Here is a 24672-nt window from a genome sequence, read left to right as displayed (position 1 = left end):
TAAATATTATTATATTTTGATTACTTAATTACAATATTAAAAGTATTAGAAAAATACTTAAAATTTAATAGAATTAAATTTTAAAGTCTATTCATATATCCATATAAATTTTACATAATAAGTAAATTAAATTATTTATTACATCATTTTATTACAAATATAGAACAATTTATACCACTTATATGAAAATATTACTAATAATTATTATATAATATATTATAATATTACATAATAATTATTATATAATATATTATAATATTACATAATAATTATTATTTATTATTAATTACTTTTATATAATATTATAGCATATAATAATCATTATTTATTATTAATATTATTTTAAAATTTAAATATCTAAATAAAGTATAAATAGTTTTTAGACTATAAAATAACAAGGAGAGTCAAATGATAAATGTAGCAATATGTGATATAGAAAAAAATTTTAACAAAGAAGTATTTAGTATATTAAGTAATATATCTAAAAAAAAAATATTGATGTTATTATTGATATCTTTGAGGAACCTGAAAAGTTTTTATTTAAATTTAAAGATATTGATAACCAATATAATATAGTTTTTATTAATGTAGATTTAGATATGCAAAAAGGGATTTATATAGCTAGATGCATAAAGGAAATCAATAGTACTACACAAATAATATTTTTTAGTAGAAGTAAAAAATATATATTAGAAGGCTATGACATAGGAATATCAAATTATTTATTAAAACCTACAGACAAAGATTTAAAAGATATAGATAAAGAAAAAATAGAAAAGGAATTTTTAAAAGTTTTGAATAAGATATATAAAATTGAAAAAAATTTATTTTGCATAAACAAAAAAGCTGGATTAAAAATATTAAATATAGAAGATATTTTATTTTTTGAAACAAATAATAGAATGGTGACTGCTGTTACAAAAAATGGGAAATTAGATTTCTATGACAAGATAACTAATTTAGAAAAAAAATTAAATAATAGTAAGTTCATAAGATGTCATAGAGGATTTTTAGTAAATCCAGAACATATAGTAGAAATGAACAAAGAAAGCTTAATTTTAAATTATAATTATAGTATTCCAATAAGTAGATTAAAAATTACTGAAGTAAAAGATAAATTACTTGATTATTTAGCCAATAATAATAAAGTCGTTTTTAGCTAAGTATCAAAGAGAACTATTTCTATAAAATAAATAATTTATTATAAATTTAATTTTTAGAGATTTAATAACTATCTAAAAAAGGGAGTAAATATATGGAAGATTATAAGGAAAGGTATAAAAAGTTATCTAAATATAATATAGAAGAATTGTATCAAAAATTAAATATATATTTAATAAATAATAACAGACTAGAGGATACTAAAATAATAGATAAATTATTTATAAATATATTAGATATTAATGATAATGGAAAAGTATTTTCTCATTTAAAGAAATTTATAAGAACATTAGATGTTGATGAATATCTTAAAATTTATAATATAGTTTGTAGTTATGTATCATATTTATATGAAAATATAGATAATTGTTCTATCCAAAATAATAATACCTATATATTTAATAATAATGTAAGTATGTTTGAAGACTATTTATTTGCATCCTTTGTAATAAGTATAGTAGACTTATCTAGATTTAGCTATATTAAAAGTTATAATAAAAAGATAAGAATGAAAGATTTAAACCTAAAATTAAATAATTTATATAAAGATATTTATTATAAAAATTTAATAGACAATCGAAAAAATAATTGTAAAAACTATTATTGGAGATTTGATGGAAACTTATTTAACTTTTCTCGACTTGCATATATGTATCATTTAGATAAACATATGTTTAATAGTGTAATGGATATAAATAATAATTTTTTAGTAGAATTATTTTTTGATGGTTATACAATAGATGAAATAATAGTTATGGACAAAAAAATTTATAATTGTTTTAAGAATAGAAAGTATTTATTACCAGAAGAAGGAATTATTATAAAAGATGTAAATTATAATGGTGTTGGTGATATTATAATTAGAGAAAAAATAATAAATAATAAACTTTGGATACTTATATATTATGAATCAGCAGGTAATATTTATCCATTATTTATAAATCTTGTAGATAAATACACTTTATTTGTTAATAAAAATTATACTAGAATTTTAGAAATTATACTACAATTTTATTGTATAGAGCCTACTATAGATCCATTGACTGCATCTGAAATTTATCCAGGTCAATACTTAACTTATAATGGTAATAGTCCTATTCTAAAATCCAATATAAATCTAATATATAAAATAGAAAATAATTATAAAATTAACATACGTAAAGGTATTTATACACACACAAGAGATAAAGTTCCCTCAAATAATCCTAAAATAGAAAAAACCATAAAACTATTACCTCATAAAAGGAAATTAATTAAAGGACATCATCCTTCACAGGAGGCACTAGAATACGCTAAAAAGTATCATTTAAACTTAGAAGAAGGAGAAACAATTGTTAGAGAACACACAAAAAAAATTAAAATTAATTCTTCTCAAATTTAAGTAATAAAAATAAATTTAAGTCTAAAAAGTAATTTAAATTATTTGAAAAATTTATTTAACAATTAAAAATATTACATTATAAAAAGTTATTTAATATAGAAGGAGTTTTTTAATGAAAAAAGTTTTAGAAATAAAAAATTTAAATAAAAAATATAACTCAAAAGAAATTATAAAAAATTTAAGCTTCAATGTATATAAAAATGATATTTTTGGGTTGCTTGGACCAAATGGAGCTGGGAAAAGTACCATTATGAAACTTATACTAGGATTAGTAAATAAAGATTCTGGATTAATTTATATAAATTCTTATTCCATAGATAATGAATTAAAAAAAGCATTATCTGAGATTTCAGGAATAATTGAATCTCCAAGTTTATTTTATAATTTATCAGCATATGAAAATTTAAAGATTATGAAGAACTTATCTAAAAAAAATTCTAAATATTCCATAGAAGATGTTATTAAAATTGTTGGACTAGTTGGAAGAAGTAACGATAAAGTTTCAACATTTTCATTAGGTATGAAACAGAGACTTGGAATAGCAATGGCTCTTATAAGGGATACTGAAATAATAATCTTAGATGAACCAACTAATGGACTTGATCCTTCTGGTATTATAGAAATCAGAAAAATTATAAGCAATATTGTTAACATATATGGAAAAACTGTTATAATTTCATCACATTTATTACACGAAATTGAACTTATATGTAATAGAGCTATAATAATAAAAAATGGAACTAAAATTAGAGAAGGTACAATATCAGAGATTATTGGAAGTAAAAATTTAACAATAAAAATAATTTCTGATGAATGTACTAAAATATTGAAGTTTGTGGAAGAAAAAAATATAGGTACAAAAATTCTATTAAATGATTCAGAGCTAGTGATTGAAACAAAATTAAAAGCTCTTGAATTGCATAAAGAAATTATTCAAAAAGGATTTAATATAAGTTATTTTGAAAGAAATTCTTTAAATTTAGAAGATAAATTTATGGATATTATAGGTGAAACAAATGATTAATATAATAAAAAATGATTTTTATAAATTATATAAAACATACAGTATTTACATAATTATGTTTGCGATTAATATATTATCTATAATATTAAGTTTATATATGTATAAAAAAGGAATAATTACTTCTGAAAAAGAAATTTTCATACTATTTGAAAATATTGCATTTTATAATTTAATATTATTTATCATTGTATATTTTGGTGGATATATAAGCGATGAATATGGAAATGGAACTATAAAATTATCACTTATATATTCTATAACTAGAAATGAATTTATAATAAGTAAATTTATAATATTTTTTATTAATGCAATTATTATGTTAAGTTTAAATTTAATAATAGGTTTTATAAGTACATTATGTTTATGTAAAAATATGATTCATGGAATTCTACCTATTATTATATATAATTACATTTTAATAATACCTTTAATGGCTCTAGCAATTATAGGATTAATTATATCTATAAGTTTAGATAAATCTGCATATGTAGCGTATATTTTTTTAGCTATATATATAGTTTCAAAACTATTTTTAGATAAATTAGGAATAATAAATATAGTAAACGATTTATCAATTGATATTCTAGAAAAAAATGAATTTCATATAATTTTTATTTCAATTATCTATATAATAATAGGATTAATAATAAGCTTAATTTTATTTAATAAAAAATCTATTAACTAATAAGGAGATATAAATGAATAAAAAATTTAAGATAATAATAGCACTAATAGTAATTATTGGCGGAGGAATGGTATATGAGTATATTTCAACAGGTAAACCTCCTATAACTACATCAACATTTAGTAGACCACAAGCAACAATAGGAGATTATGAAATATTAATGAATGGTTCATCAGGAGTTTTAAATGATCAAGCAGTTAATTTTACTGTTATTAATACTTCAAATACAAGTATTCCAGCATTGAAAAATAATGATATAACTTTAATCCAAAATAACAAAATTATTCCATCTAATGAATATAAAATAAATATTTCATCGGATAATGACATATATCAAAGTGGACAACAATATGAACTATCAATCAATTATGATTTTAAACATGATACAAAATATCCATTAACATTATCTATTAAAGTTAATAACAATAATGCAACTTTAACTATTCCAAATTAACTTTTGACTCTATTATTTCAAATCTAGTATAAAAGAACTCTATATAGAATTGTATTTATACAATTCTATATAGAGTCTTTTTTCTCTCCATGATTATTTCATAATTTTTTCATTTTAAGCTTTAATTAAATAGCAAACTCTTGTATATGCCCATTTAAAATAACTTTAGCATATAATTTATTCTTTCCTAAAACATCATTTACTTGTTCATGTGCTATTATTACTTGGAATCCATTATAATTTTCTTCATTATTTGAATACCAATTCACATCTACACCATTTACTACTAAGACTACTTTTCCACTTGAGTCTTTACTTATTAATTGCATTTTAGTTCCCTTAGGTATTTCTTTGTTATCACCAACTTTAATATTCATTACATATCCATAAGGTTCCCAATATTCATCTTCTACAGTTGTTTTACCTGAACTTATACTTTCATTTTGTATCTTTTTAACTATTGTTAAATCATTTTCAGAATTTGTTGCTATATTATAATCTGCATCTGTATTTATAGTAAAATTATCTTTATTCTTTATTGGGAAAGTATATGTCTTCCCATTTTGATTTACTTCTATCTCAAAACTATATTTCTCTCCAGCTTTTAATTTATTTAATTCTGAATTAGTAAATATCCCTTGGAATCCTGAATAATTATTACTATTACTTGAATACCAATTCATTGATGCACACTTCACTTTATCAACAACATTTCCATTTGCATCTTTTATTACTAACATTTTTGAATCTGATTTATTAAATACAGTATTATTTAAATATAAATTTCCATTAAGTACGTATCCATAATCAGTGAAATAATCTGTCTCATAGATAGCTCCATTAGGGACTTTTTTCATATTACTTTCTATAGTTAATTCATCATTTTTGCTAGCTATCGTATAATTTTTATCAGATTTTAATACTATATTATTTGAAATAGGTACTTCAGTTCCATCCATTTTAATATAAACATTGTATATCTCATTAGGATTTAAATTAGATAATTGTTCATTTGTAAATATTCCTTGATATCCTGTGTAATCATTTTTATCTTTTGAATACCAATTTACTGCTACAGTATTGCTACTTGCAACAATATTTCCTTTTGAATTTTTTATAATTATTTCTTTTGGAGTATTTTTAGATATTTCTTTATTATTTAAAATAATATCTCCATTTATAACTAAACTATTATTATCCCAGTATATATCCTCAGTTTTAGATTTATAGCTTTCTTGGTCATTTTTACTGCTTCCTGTATTATGATTTATTTTTGAACTACTAGTTTTAGTATTATCAGTGTTTTTACTATGATTCTCTTTTTCACTTTCACTAACCTTTGTTTTTCCTTTACTTTGGGTAATACCTGAAATTTTTTCAACAACATAAGTTATATTAAGATTTTTACCTGGCATAACTATTGGTAATTTATCTGCTGGAGTTTTAACCCCATCTACAAGAATGTAATCTAATTTATACTCTTTCTTATCCCAGTTATTATCACTTATTGAAATTTTATCACCTTCAGCATAAGAAGTAACTGGCATAGTATTTAAAACTTTTCCATCTTCAGTTTTAACATCAATATTTAATTTATATTCACTATCACTAGCCATATGATAAACAATATTCATATTGTTGCCTAAATAATATTTAGGTAACTGATTAATATCAGTCTTTACTCCATTAACTGTTACGTAATCAATATGATAATTTTCTAAAGTTGGTATACTTTCATTTTTAATAGAATCACCAATTAAACCTGTTTCTTTGTAATTATACTTATCTCCTTTAACTACTTCTCCATTAGAATAAACTGTACTTATATTAAGAGTAGCCTTTTCTAAAGAATCTTGAAGGTTATTTCCTAAATATACAAGACCTCTTGGGGTTATTTCAAATACACTAGTTTTATTTACATTATATGAATTATCTAAAACTCCATTTTTATATACATGTGAAACACTTACTTTAGAACTTATTTTATAATCTATATAGATTTTATCACCATATTTAAATCCTAAACTATTAAATGTATTATATAGTGAATTTGCTGGATATTCCCCACCTTTTAAGGTTAAACTTTTAATTAATTCATTATCTTTATTGTATAATCCTATACTAAATGCTTCACCATTTAAATATGGATTAACCTCTGACCACCCTTTATTAACAGTTATTTGCATGTTGATAGGATTAAATCCTATTGTTCCAAGAGCTTGATTCCAAACATTGCTAATATTAATTTTAGAATTTATTAAAGGAGTTTCTCCGTTTACAAGACCTTGCTGTGACATTGAATTAATAAGATTTTTAGCAATTGGTGCTTGTTGGGAATTAGTAACTGAATTTAATGCCTTTTTTATTGAATTAATATAATCACTATATTGTGTTGTTGTACCATTGCTTAGTATAACATCTTTAAGTTGTAATAATGCATCATACATAGGCATTGGATAATCTTTAAATGTATTTATAATTTCATTATAAAGATTAACGTATGCTTGTACTGTAAGGGTATGATTTTTTTTCATTAAAGCAATTTTATCAAGCCAAGCTCTTAAATTTAATGGTTGTATTTTTATAGCTTCATTTATTGCATTCATTTTATCTTGATATGATATATCAGAACTTGCAAGCCATAAATATTCATTTGATTTTATTAATGCTGGTGTGTTAGCTTTTTCATATAACCAATCATAATTTGCAGTATTAGGTCCTGTAGCTATGCCATTAGACCATCCACTAATATCTCCACCAAAGGTTTTTGATAGCCCAAAAATATTATTCCCTATATTCCATTCTTTATTATTATTATAATAAATAAACACTTTATGAGCTCCAGCATCTTGCGTTTCTGGTTGTGCTGGTATTCCAAATACCTGGCATGCCGCTGCTCCTAATAATGCTATTGAATAGCAAACTCCACCATCATACCAAATATCCGCCATATTAGGATGAGGTCCATAAAAATCTGAATTTGCATCAACACTTTGCCCTGTATGTGGATTATGCATCTCATAGTCTATTGTATAGGCTATGTTATTTAATCCACTATTAGTTGAATTTACATAACCATTGTGGTTTTGCATTATTATAGATCTTAGCTCCATTATCTGAGAATTAGCTATATTTGTATCAACAACATACTCTAAATGTTTAACATCTAAGGTTTTAAATATAGGAAGCATTCCACCTTCTGCATTTAATGTTTCGAATATATTATATCTTTCAACAGGACTCCCTACAGTTACTGTATCTCCATATCCATAATAATGTGTGCTTGGCCAAGCCATAATTGGATTTGCATTACTTATAGCTGTAGCTATTGCTAATTTTAAATTAAACCCTGATCTTGAATTAGTATATTTATTCCATATATCAGACCATACTTGAAGTGCCTTTACATTTATCCCTGTTGGATTTGTTCCTTCTAAATATTGTTCCATTGCAGTATCATTATTTAAAACCCAATTTACAAAAGCTTTATTAGCATCGCTTTTATTATATAAACTTTCTAAATTATTTACTCCAATTCTTGTTATAAATTCTCTTGCAATAATTTCAGAATTTAACTTACTATTATTCATAGTGTTGCTATTTATATTAGAGCCTACTTGTGACTTAATATCAGAATTTAATTTATTAAGATAATCTGATATTTCATTAGAATTACTTATAGTAACTACTGGTTCTATAGCTGTACTTATTGAAAGAACATTATTTTCATTTCCTTCCAATAAATATTTAGAATTACTTTGAACATTTGATGCTACTTTTATTGAGAATAATTCATTATTTATATCTAGAGCAAAAGTATAGTTCTCCCCCTTATGTAGCTTATCTAAAACTGATTCTTTTATAACTCCTTGTACACTTGAAAGATTATTGTTTAATTCACTGGTATTTACTGAATCTATAACCTGACCATTAGAATTTAAAATAACTAATTTTTTATTAGCATTTAAAACATCTTCCTTTTGTCCATCAGCTAAATTACTATCTATAATTAAATTACTATCATTCCAATAAACATTATTTGTATATGCATTTTGTCCAAAATTAACTGGAACTAGTCCACTCTTTGTTATTTTAAAATACTCTTCCTCACCATTTACATTTCCTAATACCTGATTTCCATTTAAAATAGCTGGTTTAGAAATTTCACTATTATAACTTAACCCTATTATATCTCCATAATTAAAAGATTTATTATTAATTGCATTTGTAACTGCTGATGTTGCACCATTATTTATTGATGCATTTAATAATTCTTTTCCGTTATTACTATATAAATCAAAATTGAAATAGTGTGAATCTCCTTTTCCAAAACTATTAGCATAATTATTCACAACAAATTCCATAGTTTCTGGATTAAATCCTATACTTGATGATATTTGTCCATAACTACCTTGAGAATTATAAAAATTTATATAGCTATTTTGTAATCCTATAGTTGATTCCATTGTTGGATTAATAGTTGTAGGTATATACCCTTCTGAAGAAACTACTATATTAGTGTTGCTTGTAAATCCATTTTTATCAGTTATCGGAATACTAAAGTTTCCATTTTCACCACTCGTTCCTTTGAACACATCTCCATTAATAGATATTTCTACAGAACTATTTGGCTTTACTTGTCCTTCTACAGTAGCTGCTGTTACCTTAGATGAACTTAATATATTTAATGGCTTTATATTAACAAATTTATCATTTAGATTTACAAGACCTTTATTTGTTATTTCAAAGTACTCTTTAGAGCCATTTGTATTACCTATACTAGTTTTTCCATCATATACATTAGTTTTAACAAAAGTTGGATTATAAGAAACCTCAATTATATCTCCTTGTTTATAGCTTTTACCATTAATATTAGCTATAAAGTCACTAATATTATTTAATTTATTTCCATTGAAAGAATATATAGTCTTACCACTTGTTGGATTTATAAGTTTTATATTTAAAGCATTCTCAAAAAATACACCTGTATAAGTCATTCCTCCAGGATATGGTACTGCACTTAATTTATTAGTAAGTGGATCAAAACTTATATTAAAAATAGGAAGATTTGTATTATTTAAAACCTCTATTCTATTAGCATTTATATTAATAAGTTTAGAGTCATATTTTACTATTAAATTTTCATTATTTTCGTTATTAACAAAAACTCTAACTTCTTTTCCTATTTGAGTATCACTAAATGGTATTTCTAATGAAAAATCTCCATTACTATTTGATTTAACAACCTTAGTTATATCTCCATAAGATACTGTTACATTAGTATTAGGTAATGTTTTACCTGTTAAATTTAAATTTTTAGTTCCTGTATATAATACTTGAGATGTAGTTAAATTTTTATTTTCTACTGGTACTAATCCATTTGGTGTTATTCTAAAAGACTTAAAACAATCTACACAGTCAATTCCTGTTTTTCCATTAAGTAATAATAAAGAGCCATTTGTTAATTTCATTTGCTCAGTCTCATATACTGAAATTATGTCTCCATATTGAAAATGAGCACCATTTAAATTATTTTTTGAAGTATATGCAGTAAAATCACCTGTGCCACAACTTGCTATAACAGCTCCTGTTTTTCCATTTATAAGTTGAGCAGCAAAATTATTTCCCCAAGGTGCAGATTTAACTACAGTCATATTAGCTGGATTAAAGCTTACTTCTTGTGCAATTACTCCATCTTCACCATGAACTAATATATTAGAATTTAATATTCCTAATTTTGTATTTGCAGTAGGATTAATAACAGTAGCAATTTCATCTGATGTTTCTACTAAAATATTAGTAGTATTTGTAAACCCATTAGAATCTGATATATTAATTGAGAAATCTCCCTTATCATTAGATTTTCCACTAAAAGTCTTACCATCTATAGTTACATATACTGTCTGATTAGGTGCTGCAATTGTTCCTGTAAGAGTTCCTGATGTTACTTTTCCACTTCCTAAAACATCAAAAGGATTAATCTTAATTTCACTAAAATTACATGGAACTAATCCATTTTTTGTTATTGTCATTTGAACAGATTTATTTACTAAATAACTATTTTGTCCATCATAATTACTTACTTTTAACTCTCCTTCACCTAGAGAACTAACTTTAATAATATCACCATAACTAAATCCTAAGTTATTAAAATCATTATATAAATTTTCTGTTTGACTACTATTATTATAAGTTTCTGTCTTTATTAATGAGCCATTCTTTGAATATAACGATATTTCAAAAGCTTTTCCTGAACCACTAGCAAAATAATCTCCCATATTTCCAGTTACATTTAATTTCATATCTTCTGGATCAAAGGATATGTTTGCAGCCTTATACATTCCTCCATACCAATTTCCTATTAATGTTATATTATTTTTAATAATTTTATATATATTAGGATTTATTATAGGAGTTAAAAATTTGCCTTGTTCTCCTTCAACAAATACCTCAATTTTAGTTGATGTTGTAATATCCTTGTCAGCTTCTATATTTAAATTATATTTACCTTGTGAATTTGAAGTAGTAGTATAATCTTTACCCTCAACCCATATATTCACCATTGTATTAGGTATTGTTTCACCTGACACATCTATCTTATTACTTCCTAAATCAAAATATATAGGATTTACAGTTAAGTTATTACCTGCTTCTTTTAAACCTTCTTGTGTTATTTCATATTCTACTGTTCTAGTAGAATTTCCAGGCATATTATCTACTTTTCCGTTTGGATTATTTAAAGACATATCAAGACCATATGATGTTATTTCTATAGAATCTCCATATTCAAAACTTAATCCATTAAAATCATTATATACATTCTGACTACATCCTGAACCATTATATGACTCTGATTTTATTACCTCACCATTTTTATTTAACAAAGTTATTTCATATGCTGGATTATTTGGACTCCATGAAAAATAATCCTTGCCTTTATTTTCAACCTCTAATTTCTTTGTATATTGATTAAATCCAATTTTCGATACTAAGTAAGGAGCTCCTCCCCAATATCCATTTAAAGAAATACTAGTATAATTCAATTTATAATTATTTGGATTCAATTCTACACTTTCTTGTACTTCTACATTTCCTTCATTAAACACTCTAACTATTGTTCCTGTAGTTATATTTTTATTAGCATTTACATCTAAATTATATTCACCATTAGAATTAGCTGTAGTTATATAATCTTTATTATAAACCCATATATTTACCACTGAATTAGGAATTGCTTTTCCTGATACATTAATCTTATTACTTCCTAAATCAAAATATATCGGATTCACAATTAAGTTATTAGAAAGTTCTTTTAATCCACCTTTTGTTATCTCCATTGATATAGGTTTATTTACCTCATAATTCTTCTGTCCATTAAAATTAGATATACTTATTTTACTTGATTGCTTATAATTTATTTCAAGAATATCACCATAAGAATAACTTAAATTATTAAATGCATTATAAAATTTATTTTCTGGGTATTCCCCACCACCATTTACTTGAACTGACTTTATTAATTCTCCATTACTTTTATATAAACTTATAGAAAACTCTTCACCATTCGCTGATAAATATGGATTACTCTCTGCCCACCCTTTAATAAATTCTATTTTTGATGTTTCTGGGTTAAACTTTAAATATCCAATATTTTGTCTCCAAACATTGTTTATAGTTATAGTATTATTTTCTATACTTAATTTATTACTAAAACCTTGATCTATATTTGTATCTGTATCTTTCATTGCTTTATTATCTGAAGTTGTATTTTTTTGATTATTCCCTCTATTAATCATTAAAATTTTATTGCTGCTTTGAGGAATATTAGCAGTTATAGATTGTGTTGCTATACTTGCCACACCTGCTAATGTAATTATTGATAATATTTTTTTATTATTCATTTGTATTTCCTTTCTTTTTACAATGTTGTGTGTAAATATCATAACTTTTTATTAAAACTAGATATAAATTAGAATAAATATTTGAAAATCTATTAAATATCCGATTTTAAGCTTACAAATTTTGTTTATTCAACAACCTAAAATATAATAAAATTAACATTTCACTAAAATAAAATCTTAATAACTATATATTATAGTTATTAAGATTTCTTTATTTTAAACTTTATTAAATATCATTTAAATTAAATAGCGAACTCTTGTATATGTCCATCTAAAATAACTTTAGCATATAATTTATTTTTCCCTAAAATATTCTTTACTTGATCATGTGCTATTATTACTTGGAATCCATTATAATCATCTTCATTATTTGAATACCAATTTACATCTACACCATTTACTGTTAAGACTACTTTTCCACTTGAGTCTTTACTTATTAATTGCATCTTAGTTCCCTTAGGTATTTCTTTGTTATCACCAACTTTAATATTCATTACATATCCATAAGGTTCCCAGTATTCATCTTCTACAGTTGTTTTACCTGAACTTATACTTTCATTTTGTATCTTTTTAACTATTGTTAAATCATTTTCAGAATTTGTTGCTATATTATAATTTATACCTGTATTTACAACAAAATTATCTTCATTTTTTATTGGGAAAGTATATGTCTTCCCATTTTGATTTACTTCTATCTCAAAACTATATTTCTCTCCAGCTTTTAATTTATTTAATTCTGAATTAGTAAATATCCCTTGGAATCCTGAATAATTATTACTATTACTTGAATACCAATTCATTGATGCACACTTCACTTTATCAACAACATTTCCATTTGCATCTTTTATTACTAACATTTTTGAATCTGATTTATTAAATATAGTATTATTTAAATATAAATTACCATTAAGAACGTATCCATAATCAGTGAAGTAGCCTGTCTCATATATAACTCCATTACTAATTTTTTTCATATTACTTTCTATAGTTAACTCACCATTTTTACTAGCTATTGTATAATTTTTATCAGATTTTAATACTATATCATTTGAAATAGGTACTTCACTTCCATCCATCTTAATATAAACGTTATATATCTCATTAGGATTTAAATTTGATAACTGTTCATTTGTAAATATTCCTTGATATCCTGTGTAATCATTCTTATCTTTTGAATACCAATTTACTGCTACAGTATTGCTACTTGCAACAATATTTCCTTTTGAATTTTTTATAATTATTTCTTTTGGAGTATTTTTAGATATTTCTTTATTATTTAAAACAATATCTCCATTTATAACTAGACTGTTATTATCCCAATATATATCTTCAGTTTTAGAACCTTTAACTACTACATCTCTTATTACTGAAACTGTTTGTCCATAATTATCTTTAACTGTATAAGTTAATTTATATACTCCTGGCATATTTGTATCTACAGTTCCATTTACTAAAATTTTAGCTTGAGGATCTTCTATATCATTTAAGGTCACACCAGCCATTGGATTAAACTTTGAGCCTAAATTAATACTTATATTCTCCGCACCATTTATACTAATAGAAACAATTCCTTCTAGACTTCCTATATTAGGGTTATTATTTTTAAACTCATAAATCTTTCCATCTATATTTTTGAAACCAATATACATAATACCAGTATTTAAATCAAAATAATACTTTTTCCCTTCTATTGTTTGCCATCCTGTTTGCATTATTCCAGAGTTATTAAAGTAGTATTTATTTCCATTTATTGTTTGCCATCCTGTTTCTACTACTCCAGTTATAGGATTACAATAAAACCAATTTACATTATTGGTTGTTTGCCATCCTGTTTGTATTAAACCATTATTTAAATAATATTTATTTCCATTGATATCATAGAATCCATACATTCTTTCTAATCCATTTGGAGTTATTTTAAAATAACACTTCATATTTGAATTATTATATCCAGAATTAACCACATTATTTTTATCAAACATTTGAGGATTTCCACCATCTTTAATTCCTGAAGTAACGCCTGGTCCATCTGTAGATACTAGAATATCACCGTAAGAAAATTTTTTATTTTTCCAACTACCTCCCACAGTCTCTGTCTTTCCACTTTTAAGAACAGTAATTGATCCTTGGGATTTAAATTCAGGATTTAATAATTCATATTCTACATACAACTGCTTCGGAGAATAATAGGAAATTCCCAACCCAGTATCTGAATATAAATCAAAATTTAAGCTCATATCACTTGTATTAAATCCTAAAACTCCACCCGAATACGTAATATTATTATATGACTCGCTCCATGATCTAGTAATTAAAGTCTGATTTGATAAAGTATTCCCTTCTTTATTCTCTGTAGACTTTACATTAGTATTTTTTTTAGCTAAATTATTATTTAAAAGTTTTTTATTTTGTACTGTATATGTATTTTGTGTTGTATGTATATTCTGCATTGTATGTGCAGCTACTGATGTTCCAATAGCTAAAGTAGCTATTGATGTTATTAATTTTATATTTCTAGACATACTCTCTCTCTCTTTTTCTTTTTTATATTTGTAAAATTACACTTATAATATATTATTGATTATTCTAAAGTAAAATTAATTTTAAATCTATAACTATAAGCTCATATGTATTTTTTATTGTCTAAAATGTTTCATTAAAATTTTACATTTTATTAACACTTAACTTAATGTTATAAATATTTATTTTATTTTTCATGACTAATTTATTTTTTAAAATGCTTTATTTATAAATTATACTGAATTAAAAATTACTCTAACTTCAAACATTTTAATGTAATAAATAAACATTTTAGTAATTTTGTATTGATTAAATATATTTACAAGGATATATTTATTTTTTAATATAAATATTCCAAAATGGGGTGAAAAAATTGTCTGAAAATAATATCAAAAAAATAAATATTAAAAATAAATCTTATAGATACCTATGTTTATTAGTTTTATTAGGAGCATATTGTTTATCATTTATTTATATTTTGAAATAGCTCTCATACTCAATCTCATTATAGTAATTTTTTATAAAAAAATATAAATTAGATATAAATTATTGAATAACTATCTTCTTATATAATCACTTTTTATTTGCCTTCAACCATATTATATATCCATAGCTTTTATCCAAGCTTTAGCGATTATTTTATGCCCCTCTTGAGTTGGATGAACTCCATCTCTAGTTAGAATTCTAGCATTAGTCCCATTACTTACAATTTCCCTAAACATATCATTTAAGGGAATATAAGTTGCATTATATTTATTAGCCAAATCCTCAACTACTTCTATTTTTGGATTTAAATCTTCAAACCACTCTTCTTGTCTTCTACTAAGGGGAATTAGAAAAGGACTTAATATTATTAGAGATAAATTTTTATTACTTTCAGTACTTTGTTTCAATATATATTCATAATTTTCCTTAAATTGTTCAACTGGTGTTATAATCCCTCTATCATACCTTCTCCAACAATCATTTATGCCTATAAGAAGAGACAATGTATCTGGATTTATTTCTATGGAATCTTTAATCCATCTTTTCTTAAGTCTTGTGGTTGTATCACCATATATTCCTTTATTAAGACAAGTTATCTTTTCACCATAATTATTTTTTATATATTTTCCTATTATTGAACAATATCCTATACCTAAGCTAGATTTTATCATTTTTATTCTATTAGCATAGGTTATACTATCCCCTTGAAATAATATTCTATATCCTTTATTATGTTCTATCATATTTATCATTTCCCCTTTGCTACCATTGAAGTTAGATTTTTAATAAATTTATTGAATTTATCACATACATAATCTCTCGATAAAATAAATGTTATTACTAAGGATCCAAGAAAAGCTACCAATAGCTTTAATTCGTAAAATGGTATTATTGAACTTGCACCTATTAATAAAACAACTAAATAAGTATGAAGTATATAAACTGGAAATGTATTTCTTCCTATTTTACTTAAAGCACACTCTCTTGTTGGTGCTAAATTTATTAATGCATAAATAGATGTAAAACCAATTATATAAGATACCACAGAAGAAATTATGCTAGGTATAGTACCCATATCAAAGCTATTATAAGGTCTATCTACCCATAGAAGCTCTGTAGGTATAACCTTTGATACACCTAAAAATATCGCAAAAATCCCAACTATAATTAATATTATTATTGAAACTACTTTACTATCATTTTTTATTTTTCTAATCTCAATATCACTTGAAAAATATCCAGCTAAAAAGAAAGGTAAGAATGTTATAGTTCTAGAAAGTGACATCATAGTTCCAAAATCACTAAATAGCCTTGCAATAACTCCAAAAATCAAACTTAGTATAAATACTCTCTTTATCTTCAATAAATCTGGAAGCATCATCTTCCAAAAAAACATACTTAATATATACCATAAAGCCCATCCGGGAATTAAAAATGAAAAAACATCTATCTTCCCAGATAGTAATGCTATAGTATTCCAAATTGTATTAAAAAATAAAAATATCATTAAAAGAGACTTCACTGCTGTATTTCTTCCTTTAATTATATTTTTAGAAAAATACCCTGATATAAATACAAAAACAGGCATATGAAATAAATATATGAAAATATATATAATCCTAGCTGTAATAAAATCATCCCTCATTAATTCCATAGAATGCCCAAACACCACTAAAAAAATCAATATCCCTTTTAAATTATCTAATAAAACATTTCTCCTTAAATTGCTCAAACTTTTACCACCTTTGTTTTTTCTATGTATAGTTTATTCCATTTTTCAGATTTTACTTATTATTAAAATATAAATATTACTATACATATTCGTAATATAAGGAAATATACCAAAGTTATAAAGTAAACTTAATTCAAATAAATAATATTAAAATAAGGATGTATCAGAACCTCAGATACATCCTTACATGACTTACTTTTTATTTACTTTCAACCATAGCTAGTGCAACAGCTCCTATTACACCTGCTTTTTCTCCTAATAAGGCCTTTTCCACTTTACAGTTTTCAAGTATTGGTTTTAAACAACGTTCCTGCATTACTTCATCAATTTTTGTAAATACAGTTTTACCACCCTTAGTTATTCCTCCACCAATGACTATTTTATCTGGATCAAAAATATTTGCACAGTTAGCTACAGCTATTCCTAAATAAGATAATGTTTCTGAAAGAATATTCTTTGCTTCCTCATCACCATTTTCTGCTTCAATGAATACCTCTTTTGCTGTAACTTTTTCATAATTTTTTAATGAGGTTTCTTTTTCTTTACTTAAGGAATCATTAGCCATTTTCTCAATATATATTCCTGAGCTCATAGACTCTACACAACCTGCATTACCACATCCACATTTTCTTCCCTTTGGTTCTACAGTAGTATGTCCAACTTCTAAGGCATTTGATGTACTTCCTCTATATATTTTTCCATTTAATATGGCTCCTCCACCAACGCCAGTGCTAGCTGTTATATAAACCATATTATCTGTCCCTTTACCTGCCCCAAAAATATATTCTCCTAAAGTTGCTGCATTAGCATCATTATCTAAGAAAGTTGGAATTTCAAATTCTCTTTTTATAGCTTCCACTACATTAAAGTTTCTTATTGGTAGATTAGGTGGACATACAATAATTCCATTTTTCACATCTAATGGTCCTGGTGAACCTATGCCTATAGCTTTTATTTTGCTCATATCTATAGCCTTAGATACATTTTTTATAGACTTAATTATCTTTTCTATTATTTGCTCTGGTCCTTTATTAGCCTCTGTTGGAACTACTTCTTCACTTATTATATTTCCTAAATTATCTCCTAGAGCTGTATAAATTTTTGTTCCACCTAAGTCCACTCCAATATATAAATTCTCCATATTCCCCTCCAAATAATTAAATCACTGTAAATTGTTCTTCTTTATCAAAGATATGAATTCTTGAAGTATCTAAAACAAATTCAATTTCAGATAAAGCATCTAAGCCATCAGTAGTTGTAGTTTTGATTATGACATTTCTTCCATCAATATTTAAATGTAAGAATGTTTCTGCTCCTAGATTTTCTGAAACATCTATTTTTTCTTTAAATACTACATCTGAAGCTTCTATATCTTCTTTTTTACAACTTATATTTTCTGGTCTAATTCCAACTAAAACTTCTTTATTTTCATATCCATTTGCTCTTAATTTTCTTGCTTGTTCCTTAGTAAGTTCAACTTCTTTATTTAATACCTTTAAGTATATTTTTCCATCTCTTGATATAGTCTCACCATATAAAATATTCATTTGAGGGCTTCCTATAAATGTAGCAACAAAAAGATTAGCTGGATTATTATATATTTCCTTTGGTGTAGCAATTTGTTGAGCAACCCCATCCTTCATAACTACTATTCTTGAACCTAAAGTCATAGCCTCTGTTTGGTCATGGGTAACATATATAAATGTTGTTTTTAATTTTGAATATAATTTTGCTATTTCTGTTCTCATTTGAACTCTTAACTTAGCATCAAGGTTTGATAAAGGCTCATCCATTAAGAACACCTTTGGATGTCTTACAATAGCTCTTCCCATAGCAACCCTTTGTCTTTGTCCTCCTGATAAAGCCTTTGGCTTTCTATCTAAAAGATGTTCCATATCTAATATTTTTGCTGCTTCTCTAACCTTCTTATCAATTTCATCCTTTGGAGTTTTTCTAAGTTTTAAAGCAAATGCCATATTATCATAAACAGTCATGTGAGGATATAAAGCATAATTCTGGAAAACCATTGCTATATCTCTTTCCTTAGGTTCAATATCATTTACTAATCTATCACCAATATAAAGTTCCCCATCTGATATTTCTTCAAGACCTGCTATCATTCTTAATGTTGTTGACTTACCACATCCCGATGGACCAACAAATACTATAAATTCTCTATCATTAATTTCTAAATTAAAATCATTTACTGCCTTAAATCCATTGTCATATTGTTTGGTTATATTCTTTAAAAGTAATCCTGCCATTCTTCTATTCCCCCATATTTCTATAAATTATTGAAACTTAATCTATTTATCCTCTTGCAGTTATATATTAACTTGCTATCCATAGAAACTCTGAATCCAACTAAATTCCCACTTTTATTTATATAAATTATTTGTTTATTAGCTTTATCTTCTTTAAAAGATGCATTAATTATTTTAGCACCCTGCTTTACTGCCACATCCCCTTTAGTTACATCAACAACTTCATTTATATTTATTGTAGCTATTTTCTTTCTAGCTTTTTTATTTAATATTTTACTTATAACAAGCTCATCTTCAGTTAATTCATATTCATATTCTAAAAATATATTTTTTCCTACAACACCAAGAATAAGATATAGGAAAAATACTACAAGTCCAAAAGCTACTCCAACAAATACAGAACCTAACATTGCTGCCATAATTAAAGTCTCTCTTAATAGTTCAAATCTTTTTGCTTTGACACCATAATCCCTTCCTAGAAATTGCTCATAAAAACAATCCATCCTATCACCATTCCTATAATTTATTTAATATACTTCTAAATTTATAATAGTTGTATTAATTTTCTACTTTATATTCACCTAAGAAATTAGCTAATGCTCCTACAAGATTTGCATCCTTCTTATGCATACAAGTTCCTATTATAGGTCTTACTTTTGCAATATCTATTTTTTCCATTAGGTAATCTATTTTTTCATTAATTCTATCTATAAAATCTTCTCTCTCTGATATAGCTCCACCAATTAAAATTAATTCTGGATCATAAATATATTGAAGATTAAATATTCCCTTTGCCATATTCAAATAAAATCTATCTATTATCTCTATACAAAATTCATCCCCTGCTTTAGCCATTTCAAATACCTTTTTTCCATCAAAACTTTCATCTTGAAAATGAGCCCTTGCCTTTCTTACAAAGGACATTGTTGAACCTACTTCACTAAATATTGAAAACTTTCCATCATTCTCTTCCATTAACATATAGCCAAATTCTCCACCATGAAGATGTTTTCCATGATGAATTCTTCCATTTTTAACTATTGCTCCACCAATTCCTGTTCCACATACTAAAAATAAAACATCTTCTATTTCTTTTCCTGAACCACTGAAACTTTCAGCTAAAGCTGCACAATTTGCATCATTTTCAATACTCACTGGTAATCCAGTAGCATCGCCTATAATTTCCTTCCAATTAGGTCCATGAATACAAGGCACCGCACTTGCTCCATCAACTACACCTACTTTTGTATCTACTGCTCCTGGAGAACTTATTGCTACTCCTTTTATGTTGTGTTCTTTTCTAACTTCTTCAATCCACCCTAATAAACTTTTAGTAAATCCTTCCAATTCATGATTCACTTCTAAAGAATCTCTACAAATTATATTTCCTTCTAAATCTAAAACTCCAACTTTTATTGCTGTTCCACCAATATCTATACAAGCTATCATGACCTGTTCCTCCTCAAATTCTATTAATTAAGTAAATTTCTTATAAAATGGGGCTGTATAAACCAGCCCCTGAATTATTGATTAATTTAAATTATTTATTACTAGCTTTCCATGCATCTATTTGACTTTGCATTTCTGCAACAATCTTATCTAGTCCTTGTGCTTTTAACTTAGTATTTAATTTTCCTAAATAGTCATCTATATCAACTGAACCACTGTAAAGAGTAGCTTTGAATTCTTCTAAAACATTATTTACTGCTGCTATTTCTGTAGTAACTTTTTGAGAGTTAAATTTAAATCCTAAAGCTGGTGATAACTTAGCTTCATCATTGAATTTTTTGAATTCATCCCACTTAGTTTCTGGTTCATTTTCAGTTACATAAGTTATAAATAAGTTTCCTAATGAGAAATAAGGTACATCATAACCTTGTTTATTAATTAACTTAATTTTATTTTCACTAACTTTTTCATAGTGAGTTCCTTCTATACCATAGTTAAGAAGATTTCTTATTTCTTTATCTGTATTTAATAGATTTAAGAACTCTATAGCTTTTTCTTTGTTTTTAGAATTAGCTGAAACTGCAATCATTGAACCTGTAGTTGAACCGTTTGTTATCCAAGTATCTGTTATAGTACTTGTAACAACTGGGTATTTTAAAGTTTCACTCCATATTTGATCAGCGTATGGTTGTCCATCTCCTTTAGTTACAAATCTCTTAACTGATTTATCATCTTGAGTTGTTGCAGAATCTGAATTTATATATCCAGCTTTATAGTACTTTCTTAAAGTTTCTAAAGTTTTCTTCATTTCTGGTGTTTCAAACATATTTTTAACTTTTAATTCACCATTATCATCTAAAGATATTCCTACTGGATCAACTAATTGATCAAAGAAAGTAGTAAATGAGAAACCTTTTGTTATATATAATGGAACTACATTTGGTTCCTTCTCTTTTATAAGTTTTAACCATGGCTCTAAGTCTTCTAAACTATGAATCTCATTTACAGGTATATTGTATTTATCTACATATTCCTTAGTAAATGCCCACATTGGAGATACCCCTAACTCCTTTTGTGTTGGAACAGCATAAGTTTTTCCATCAATTTTAGCACCATCCCAGAATCTCTGATCGATTGCAGCCTTCATTTCTTTACCTACAGTATCTAAATATGGATCTAATTCAAGGAATGCACCTTTTCTAGAATTCCCTAAATAATCTCCAGCCCATGAACAAGTAAATGCTAAGTCATAATCCTCACCTGAGTTAACTATAACGGACATCTTTTGGCTATAATCACCAAAATCTATAAATTTCATATCTAGGTTAACACCTATTTTTTCCCCTAAGTATTTATTTGCCTCAGCAATTACCTTATCATAATCCTTTGGTTGTCCACCTATTGTATACCACTTTAAAGTAGTTATACCATCTTTACTAGCAGTGGCTTTACTATCTGATCCACAACCAGTTAATAATGTTGTTGTTGCTAATAGCATACAAGTAGCTAATGAAACTATCTTTTTTAACTTCATTATTTTTACCCCTCTCACTAATTTAATAACGTTTACAATATGATTATATTATATATATTTAACCATTTATAGTGTACAATTTCCATATTTACTTGACTAAATCTAACTCCTTAACTTTAATAAAAAAATTCCCCCCAAAATAAGATTTTTTTATTTATAGACTCCTTAAATATTTACAAAGGTATTTAACCACCTCTACAATTCTAATTAACTCACTTTCTTTATTTCTTTTTCTCCAAAGTAATTTATACCTGTATAACCAGGTTTCCATTGCAGTAGCTAAGTCATTAGGAGTATTAACTGGAATACTTTCTTCCTTTTTAAACTCTTTTTTAAGTAAATGTAAAGCAAAATCATTAATTAAAGCTATTCCCTGAGCTGAAATTAAGAACTCATTGAAATCTAAAGATTTATCTTTATTTAACTTATAAGAAATCTCCTTTAACTCCTCTTCTAAATCTCTAGCTATAAAATAATTTTCTCTTATTTTAATTGGATTATCTCCCCCTATAATCTCTAGTAATTCTTTTTCTTCTATTCTTTTTTCCTTCCATCTCACCACTTCATGCCAAGTTATACTTTGACACTTTGATAACCTCTTTAATATATCTACAATACTATTTGATTTATCATTATATTCTAAAAATGAAATTCCCTGAAAATCTTCTTCTTGATTTATTTTTTCATGTGGATTCCAACTTAAAGCTGCACTATGAATCATCAAAGGTATAGAATTAGCAAAAAAGTTTACATGTCCATAATCACCCCAATCTGTAGTTAGCACACCATTAGCTGAATACTTCACGCCATAGGAAATCATTCTACTTATATTTTCGTAGCCTTGGTCTATTAAATTCATAAAATGATTCCATCCTGCAACTCCTGGACAAACATACTGATTTATTCCTGTTTCAGCAATTATTTTTGTACCATCTTCACTAGCTTCATGAGAATAATTCCAATTAAGACATGTAATATCACTTTCTATCTTATTAAATAAATCTTTATATCTTAAAATAACATCTCCCCAAAATAAAACTTCCTTATTATGCTTTTTACCTATATTTATAATTTTATTTAGAAAATCTACATATAACTCTCCACTACTCATCCCGCTAAGTAATTTGGCACTTTTCCCCTTTCCTAAATCAAAGGTCTCATCACAACCAATATTAAATTTATTTGATGAAAACAAAGGTAAAAACTCATCTATCATTTTTTCTATTAACACTAAGCTTTCCTTGTTACTAACATCAATAGTATGATGAGCCATTCTATCAAAAAATGAAAATTCCTTTTCATCAACATCTAATTCACAAAACCTTTTACAACTTTCACTTCTTAAAATCTCATATAAATGCCCGAAAATAGCTATTGATGGTACTAATTCTATATATCTTCTCTTACAATAATCATCTAGAATCAAAATTTCTTCTGCTGTTATAGGGTCTTTATCGCACCATACTTCAGTAAATTCACTAAAGGCAAAGCTATGCTCTATATAAAGCTGTAATTGATTTATCTTATAACTTGCTAACTTATCTACTAACTCCTTAAGAGTTTCTAAAGTAGGTACCTTTCCTCTTGTTATATCGTAATAATATCCTCTGTTCTTAAAGTAAGGACTATCTTCTATTTTTAAATTATTTAATTTAGCACCTTGATTTTTTATTATTTGAATTAAAGTTTGTACACCATAAAATATTCCAGCATCTTCTGTTCCTATTATTTCAATATAATCTTTTGTTATATTTAACTTATACTCCTCTTTTCCTAACCCTTCTTCTTTTATTAACCTTATGGTATTATTCTTAAAATCCTTCTCATAAGCTTTTCTTATACTTAATTTAAAAAATAATAATTTCTCTATATTTTTCTGAAGAATCTTTGCTGTTTCTAAATCTCCAAAACTACATTTACTACTAAGAACTATAGAATCATAATAATTTAAAGTAAAACTCTCCTCTTCCATAATAATTTTTCTTGGTACTGGTTTTAAATACATAGCTCTTTTCTCCTTAATACTTACAATTTATATTCTTAATATATATATATAAACTTATTTATTAATAGAATTAACA

The 24672-nt window shown here is 25.4% G+C and carries 15 protein-coding genes; 5 read left to right on the top strand and 10 right to left on the bottom strand.

Annotation, left to right across the window (positions count from 1 at the left end):
* The first annotated feature begins 494 nt into the window (after positions 1-494).
* The 5 genes from ARA19_RS02975 (at position 495) to ARA19_RS02955 (ending at position 4705) form a co-directional block, all read left to right on the top strand.
* Positions 495-1163: a LytR/AlgR family response regulator transcription factor gene (locus tag ARA19_RS02975; protein WP_341381616.1), complete on the top strand. Its 669-nt coding sequence runs from the start codon at positions 495-497 to the stop codon at positions 1161-1163.
* 92 nt (positions 1164-1255) lie between these two features.
* Complete coding sequence (locus ARA19_RS02970; RefSeq protein ID WP_055069456.1) at positions 1256-2542, top strand: hypothetical protein; 1287 nt, start codon at positions 1256-1258, stop codon at positions 2540-2542.
* Positions 2543-2654: 112 nt separating this feature from the next.
* On the top strand, positions 2655-3566 hold the full coding sequence (locus ARA19_RS02965) for an ABC transporter ATP-binding protein (protein ID WP_055069455.1): 912 nt from the start codon (positions 2655-2657) through the stop codon (positions 3564-3566).
* A complete protein-coding gene (locus tag ARA19_RS02960; protein WP_055069454.1) occupies positions 3559-4251 on the top strand; it encodes an ABC transporter permease in 693 nt (230 codons plus the stop codon). The genes ARA19_RS02965 and ARA19_RS02960 overlap by 8 nt, the downstream gene beginning before the upstream one ends.
* A gap of 13 nt (positions 4252-4264) precedes the next feature.
* On the top strand, positions 4265-4705 hold the full coding sequence (locus tag ARA19_RS02955; RefSeq protein ID WP_055069453.1) for a hypothetical protein: 441 nt from the start codon (positions 4265-4267) through the stop codon (positions 4703-4705).
* 125 nt (positions 4706-4830) lie between these two features.
* Here ARA19_RS02955 and ARA19_RS02950 read toward each other — a convergent pair whose 3' ends face one another.
* The 10 genes from ARA19_RS02950 to ARA19_RS02905 all read right to left on the bottom strand — a co-directional run bounded on the left by ARA19_RS02950 (position 4831) and on the right by ARA19_RS02905 (position 24596).
* Positions 4831-12606 carry a hypothetical protein gene (locus tag ARA19_RS02950; RefSeq protein WP_055069452.1) on the bottom strand — a complete coding sequence of 2592 codons (7776 nt, stop codon included), beginning with the start codon at positions 12604-12606 and terminating at the stop codon, positions 4831-4833.
* Between the two features lie 242 nt (positions 12607-12848).
* Complete coding sequence (locus ARA19_RS02945; RefSeq protein WP_055069451.1) at positions 12849-15128, bottom strand: immunoglobulin-like domain-containing protein; 2280 nt, start codon at positions 15126-15128, stop codon at positions 12849-12851.
* 597 nt (positions 15129-15725) lie between these two features.
* On the bottom strand, positions 15726-16355 hold the full coding sequence (locus ARA19_RS02940) for an SGNH/GDSL hydrolase family protein (RefSeq protein ID WP_055069450.1): 630 nt from the start codon (positions 16353-16355) through the stop codon (positions 15726-15728).
* Between the two features lie 5 nt (positions 16356-16360).
* Positions 16361-17344: an acyltransferase family protein gene (locus ARA19_RS02935; RefSeq protein WP_055069449.1), complete on the bottom strand. Its 984-nt coding sequence runs from the start codon at positions 17342-17344 to the stop codon at positions 16361-16363.
* 199 nt (positions 17345-17543) lie between these two features.
* Entirely contained in the window at positions 17544-18485 is a 942-nt protein-coding gene (locus ARA19_RS02930) for an ROK family protein (RefSeq protein WP_055069448.1), read from the bottom strand.
* Positions 18486-18501: 16 nt separating this feature from the next.
* Entirely contained in the window at positions 18502-19608 is a 1107-nt protein-coding gene (locus ARA19_RS02925; RefSeq protein WP_055069447.1) for an ABC transporter ATP-binding protein, read from the bottom strand.
* Positions 19609-19628: 20 nt separating this feature from the next.
* Entirely contained in the window at positions 19629-20111 is a 483-nt protein-coding gene (locus tag ARA19_RS02920) for a hypothetical protein (RefSeq protein ID WP_055069446.1), read from the bottom strand.
* A gap of 55 nt (positions 20112-20166) precedes the next feature.
* A complete protein-coding gene (locus ARA19_RS02915; RefSeq protein ID WP_055069445.1) occupies positions 20167-21057 on the bottom strand; it encodes an ROK family protein in 891 nt (296 codons plus the stop codon).
* Positions 21058-21148: 91 nt separating this feature from the next.
* Entirely contained in the window at positions 21149-22594 is a 1446-nt protein-coding gene (locus ARA19_RS02910) for an ABC transporter substrate-binding protein (protein ID WP_197276566.1), read from the bottom strand.
* Positions 22595-22745: 151 nt separating this feature from the next.
* Positions 22746-24596 (bottom strand): beta-N-acetylhexosaminidase, encoded by a 1851-nt coding sequence (locus ARA19_RS02905; protein ID WP_055069443.1) that lies wholly within the window; start codon positions 24594-24596, stop codon positions 22746-22748.
* Positions 24597-24672 lie beyond the last annotated feature (76 nt).

This window comes from Clostridium massiliamazoniense, assembly GCF_001403635.1.
In the GTDB taxonomy this organism is placed as follows: domain Bacteria; phylum Bacillota; class Clostridia; order Clostridiales; family Clostridiaceae; genus Sarcina; species Sarcina massiliamazoniense.
The sequence above is the reverse complement of the archived record's forward strand: the minus strand, read 5'-3'. Positions and strand labels throughout refer to the sequence as shown.

Excerpts from the sequence above, each read along its gene's own strand:
- ARA19_RS02970 (WP_055069456.1), top strand. The coding sequence starts at position 1,256 with ATGGAAGATTATAAGGAAAGGTATAAAAAGTTATCTAAATATAATATA.
- ARA19_RS02965 (WP_055069455.1), top strand. The coding sequence starts at position 2,655 with ATGAAAAAAGTTTTAGAAATAAAAAATTTAAATAAAAAATATAACTCA.
- ARA19_RS02960 (WP_055069454.1), top strand. The coding sequence starts at position 3,559 with ATGATTAATATAATAAAAAATGATTTTTATAAATTATATAAAACATAC.
- ARA19_RS02955 (WP_055069453.1), top strand. The coding sequence starts at position 4,265 with ATGAATAAAAAATTTAAGATAATAATAGCACTAATAGTAATTATTGGC.
- ARA19_RS02950 (WP_055069452.1), bottom strand. The coding sequence starts at position 12,606 with ATGAATAATAAAAAAATATTATCAATAATTACATTAGCAGGTGTGGCA.
- ARA19_RS02945 (WP_055069451.1), bottom strand. The coding sequence starts at position 15,128 with ATGTCTAGAAATATAAAATTAATAACATCAATAGCTACTTTAGCTATT.
- ARA19_RS02940 (WP_055069450.1), bottom strand. The coding sequence starts at position 16,355 with ATGATAGAACATAATAAAGGATATAGAATATTATTTCAAGGGGATAGT.
- ARA19_RS02930 (WP_055069448.1), bottom strand. The coding sequence starts at position 18,485 with ATGGAGAATTTATATATTGGAGTGGACTTAGGTGGAACAAAAATTTAT.
- ARA19_RS02925 (WP_055069447.1), bottom strand. The coding sequence starts at position 19,608 with ATGGCAGGATTACTTTTAAAGAATATAACCAAACAATATGACAATGGA.
- ARA19_RS02920 (WP_055069446.1), bottom strand. The coding sequence starts at position 20,111 with ATGGATTGTTTTTATGAGCAATTTCTAGGAAGGGATTATGGTGTCAAA.
- ARA19_RS02915 (WP_055069445.1), bottom strand. The coding sequence starts at position 21,057 with ATGATAGCTTGTATAGATATTGGTGGAACAGCAATAAAAGTTGGAGTT.
- ARA19_RS02905 (WP_055069443.1), bottom strand. The coding sequence starts at position 24,596 with ATGTATTTAAAACCAGTACCAAGAAAAATTATTATGGAAGAGGAGAGT.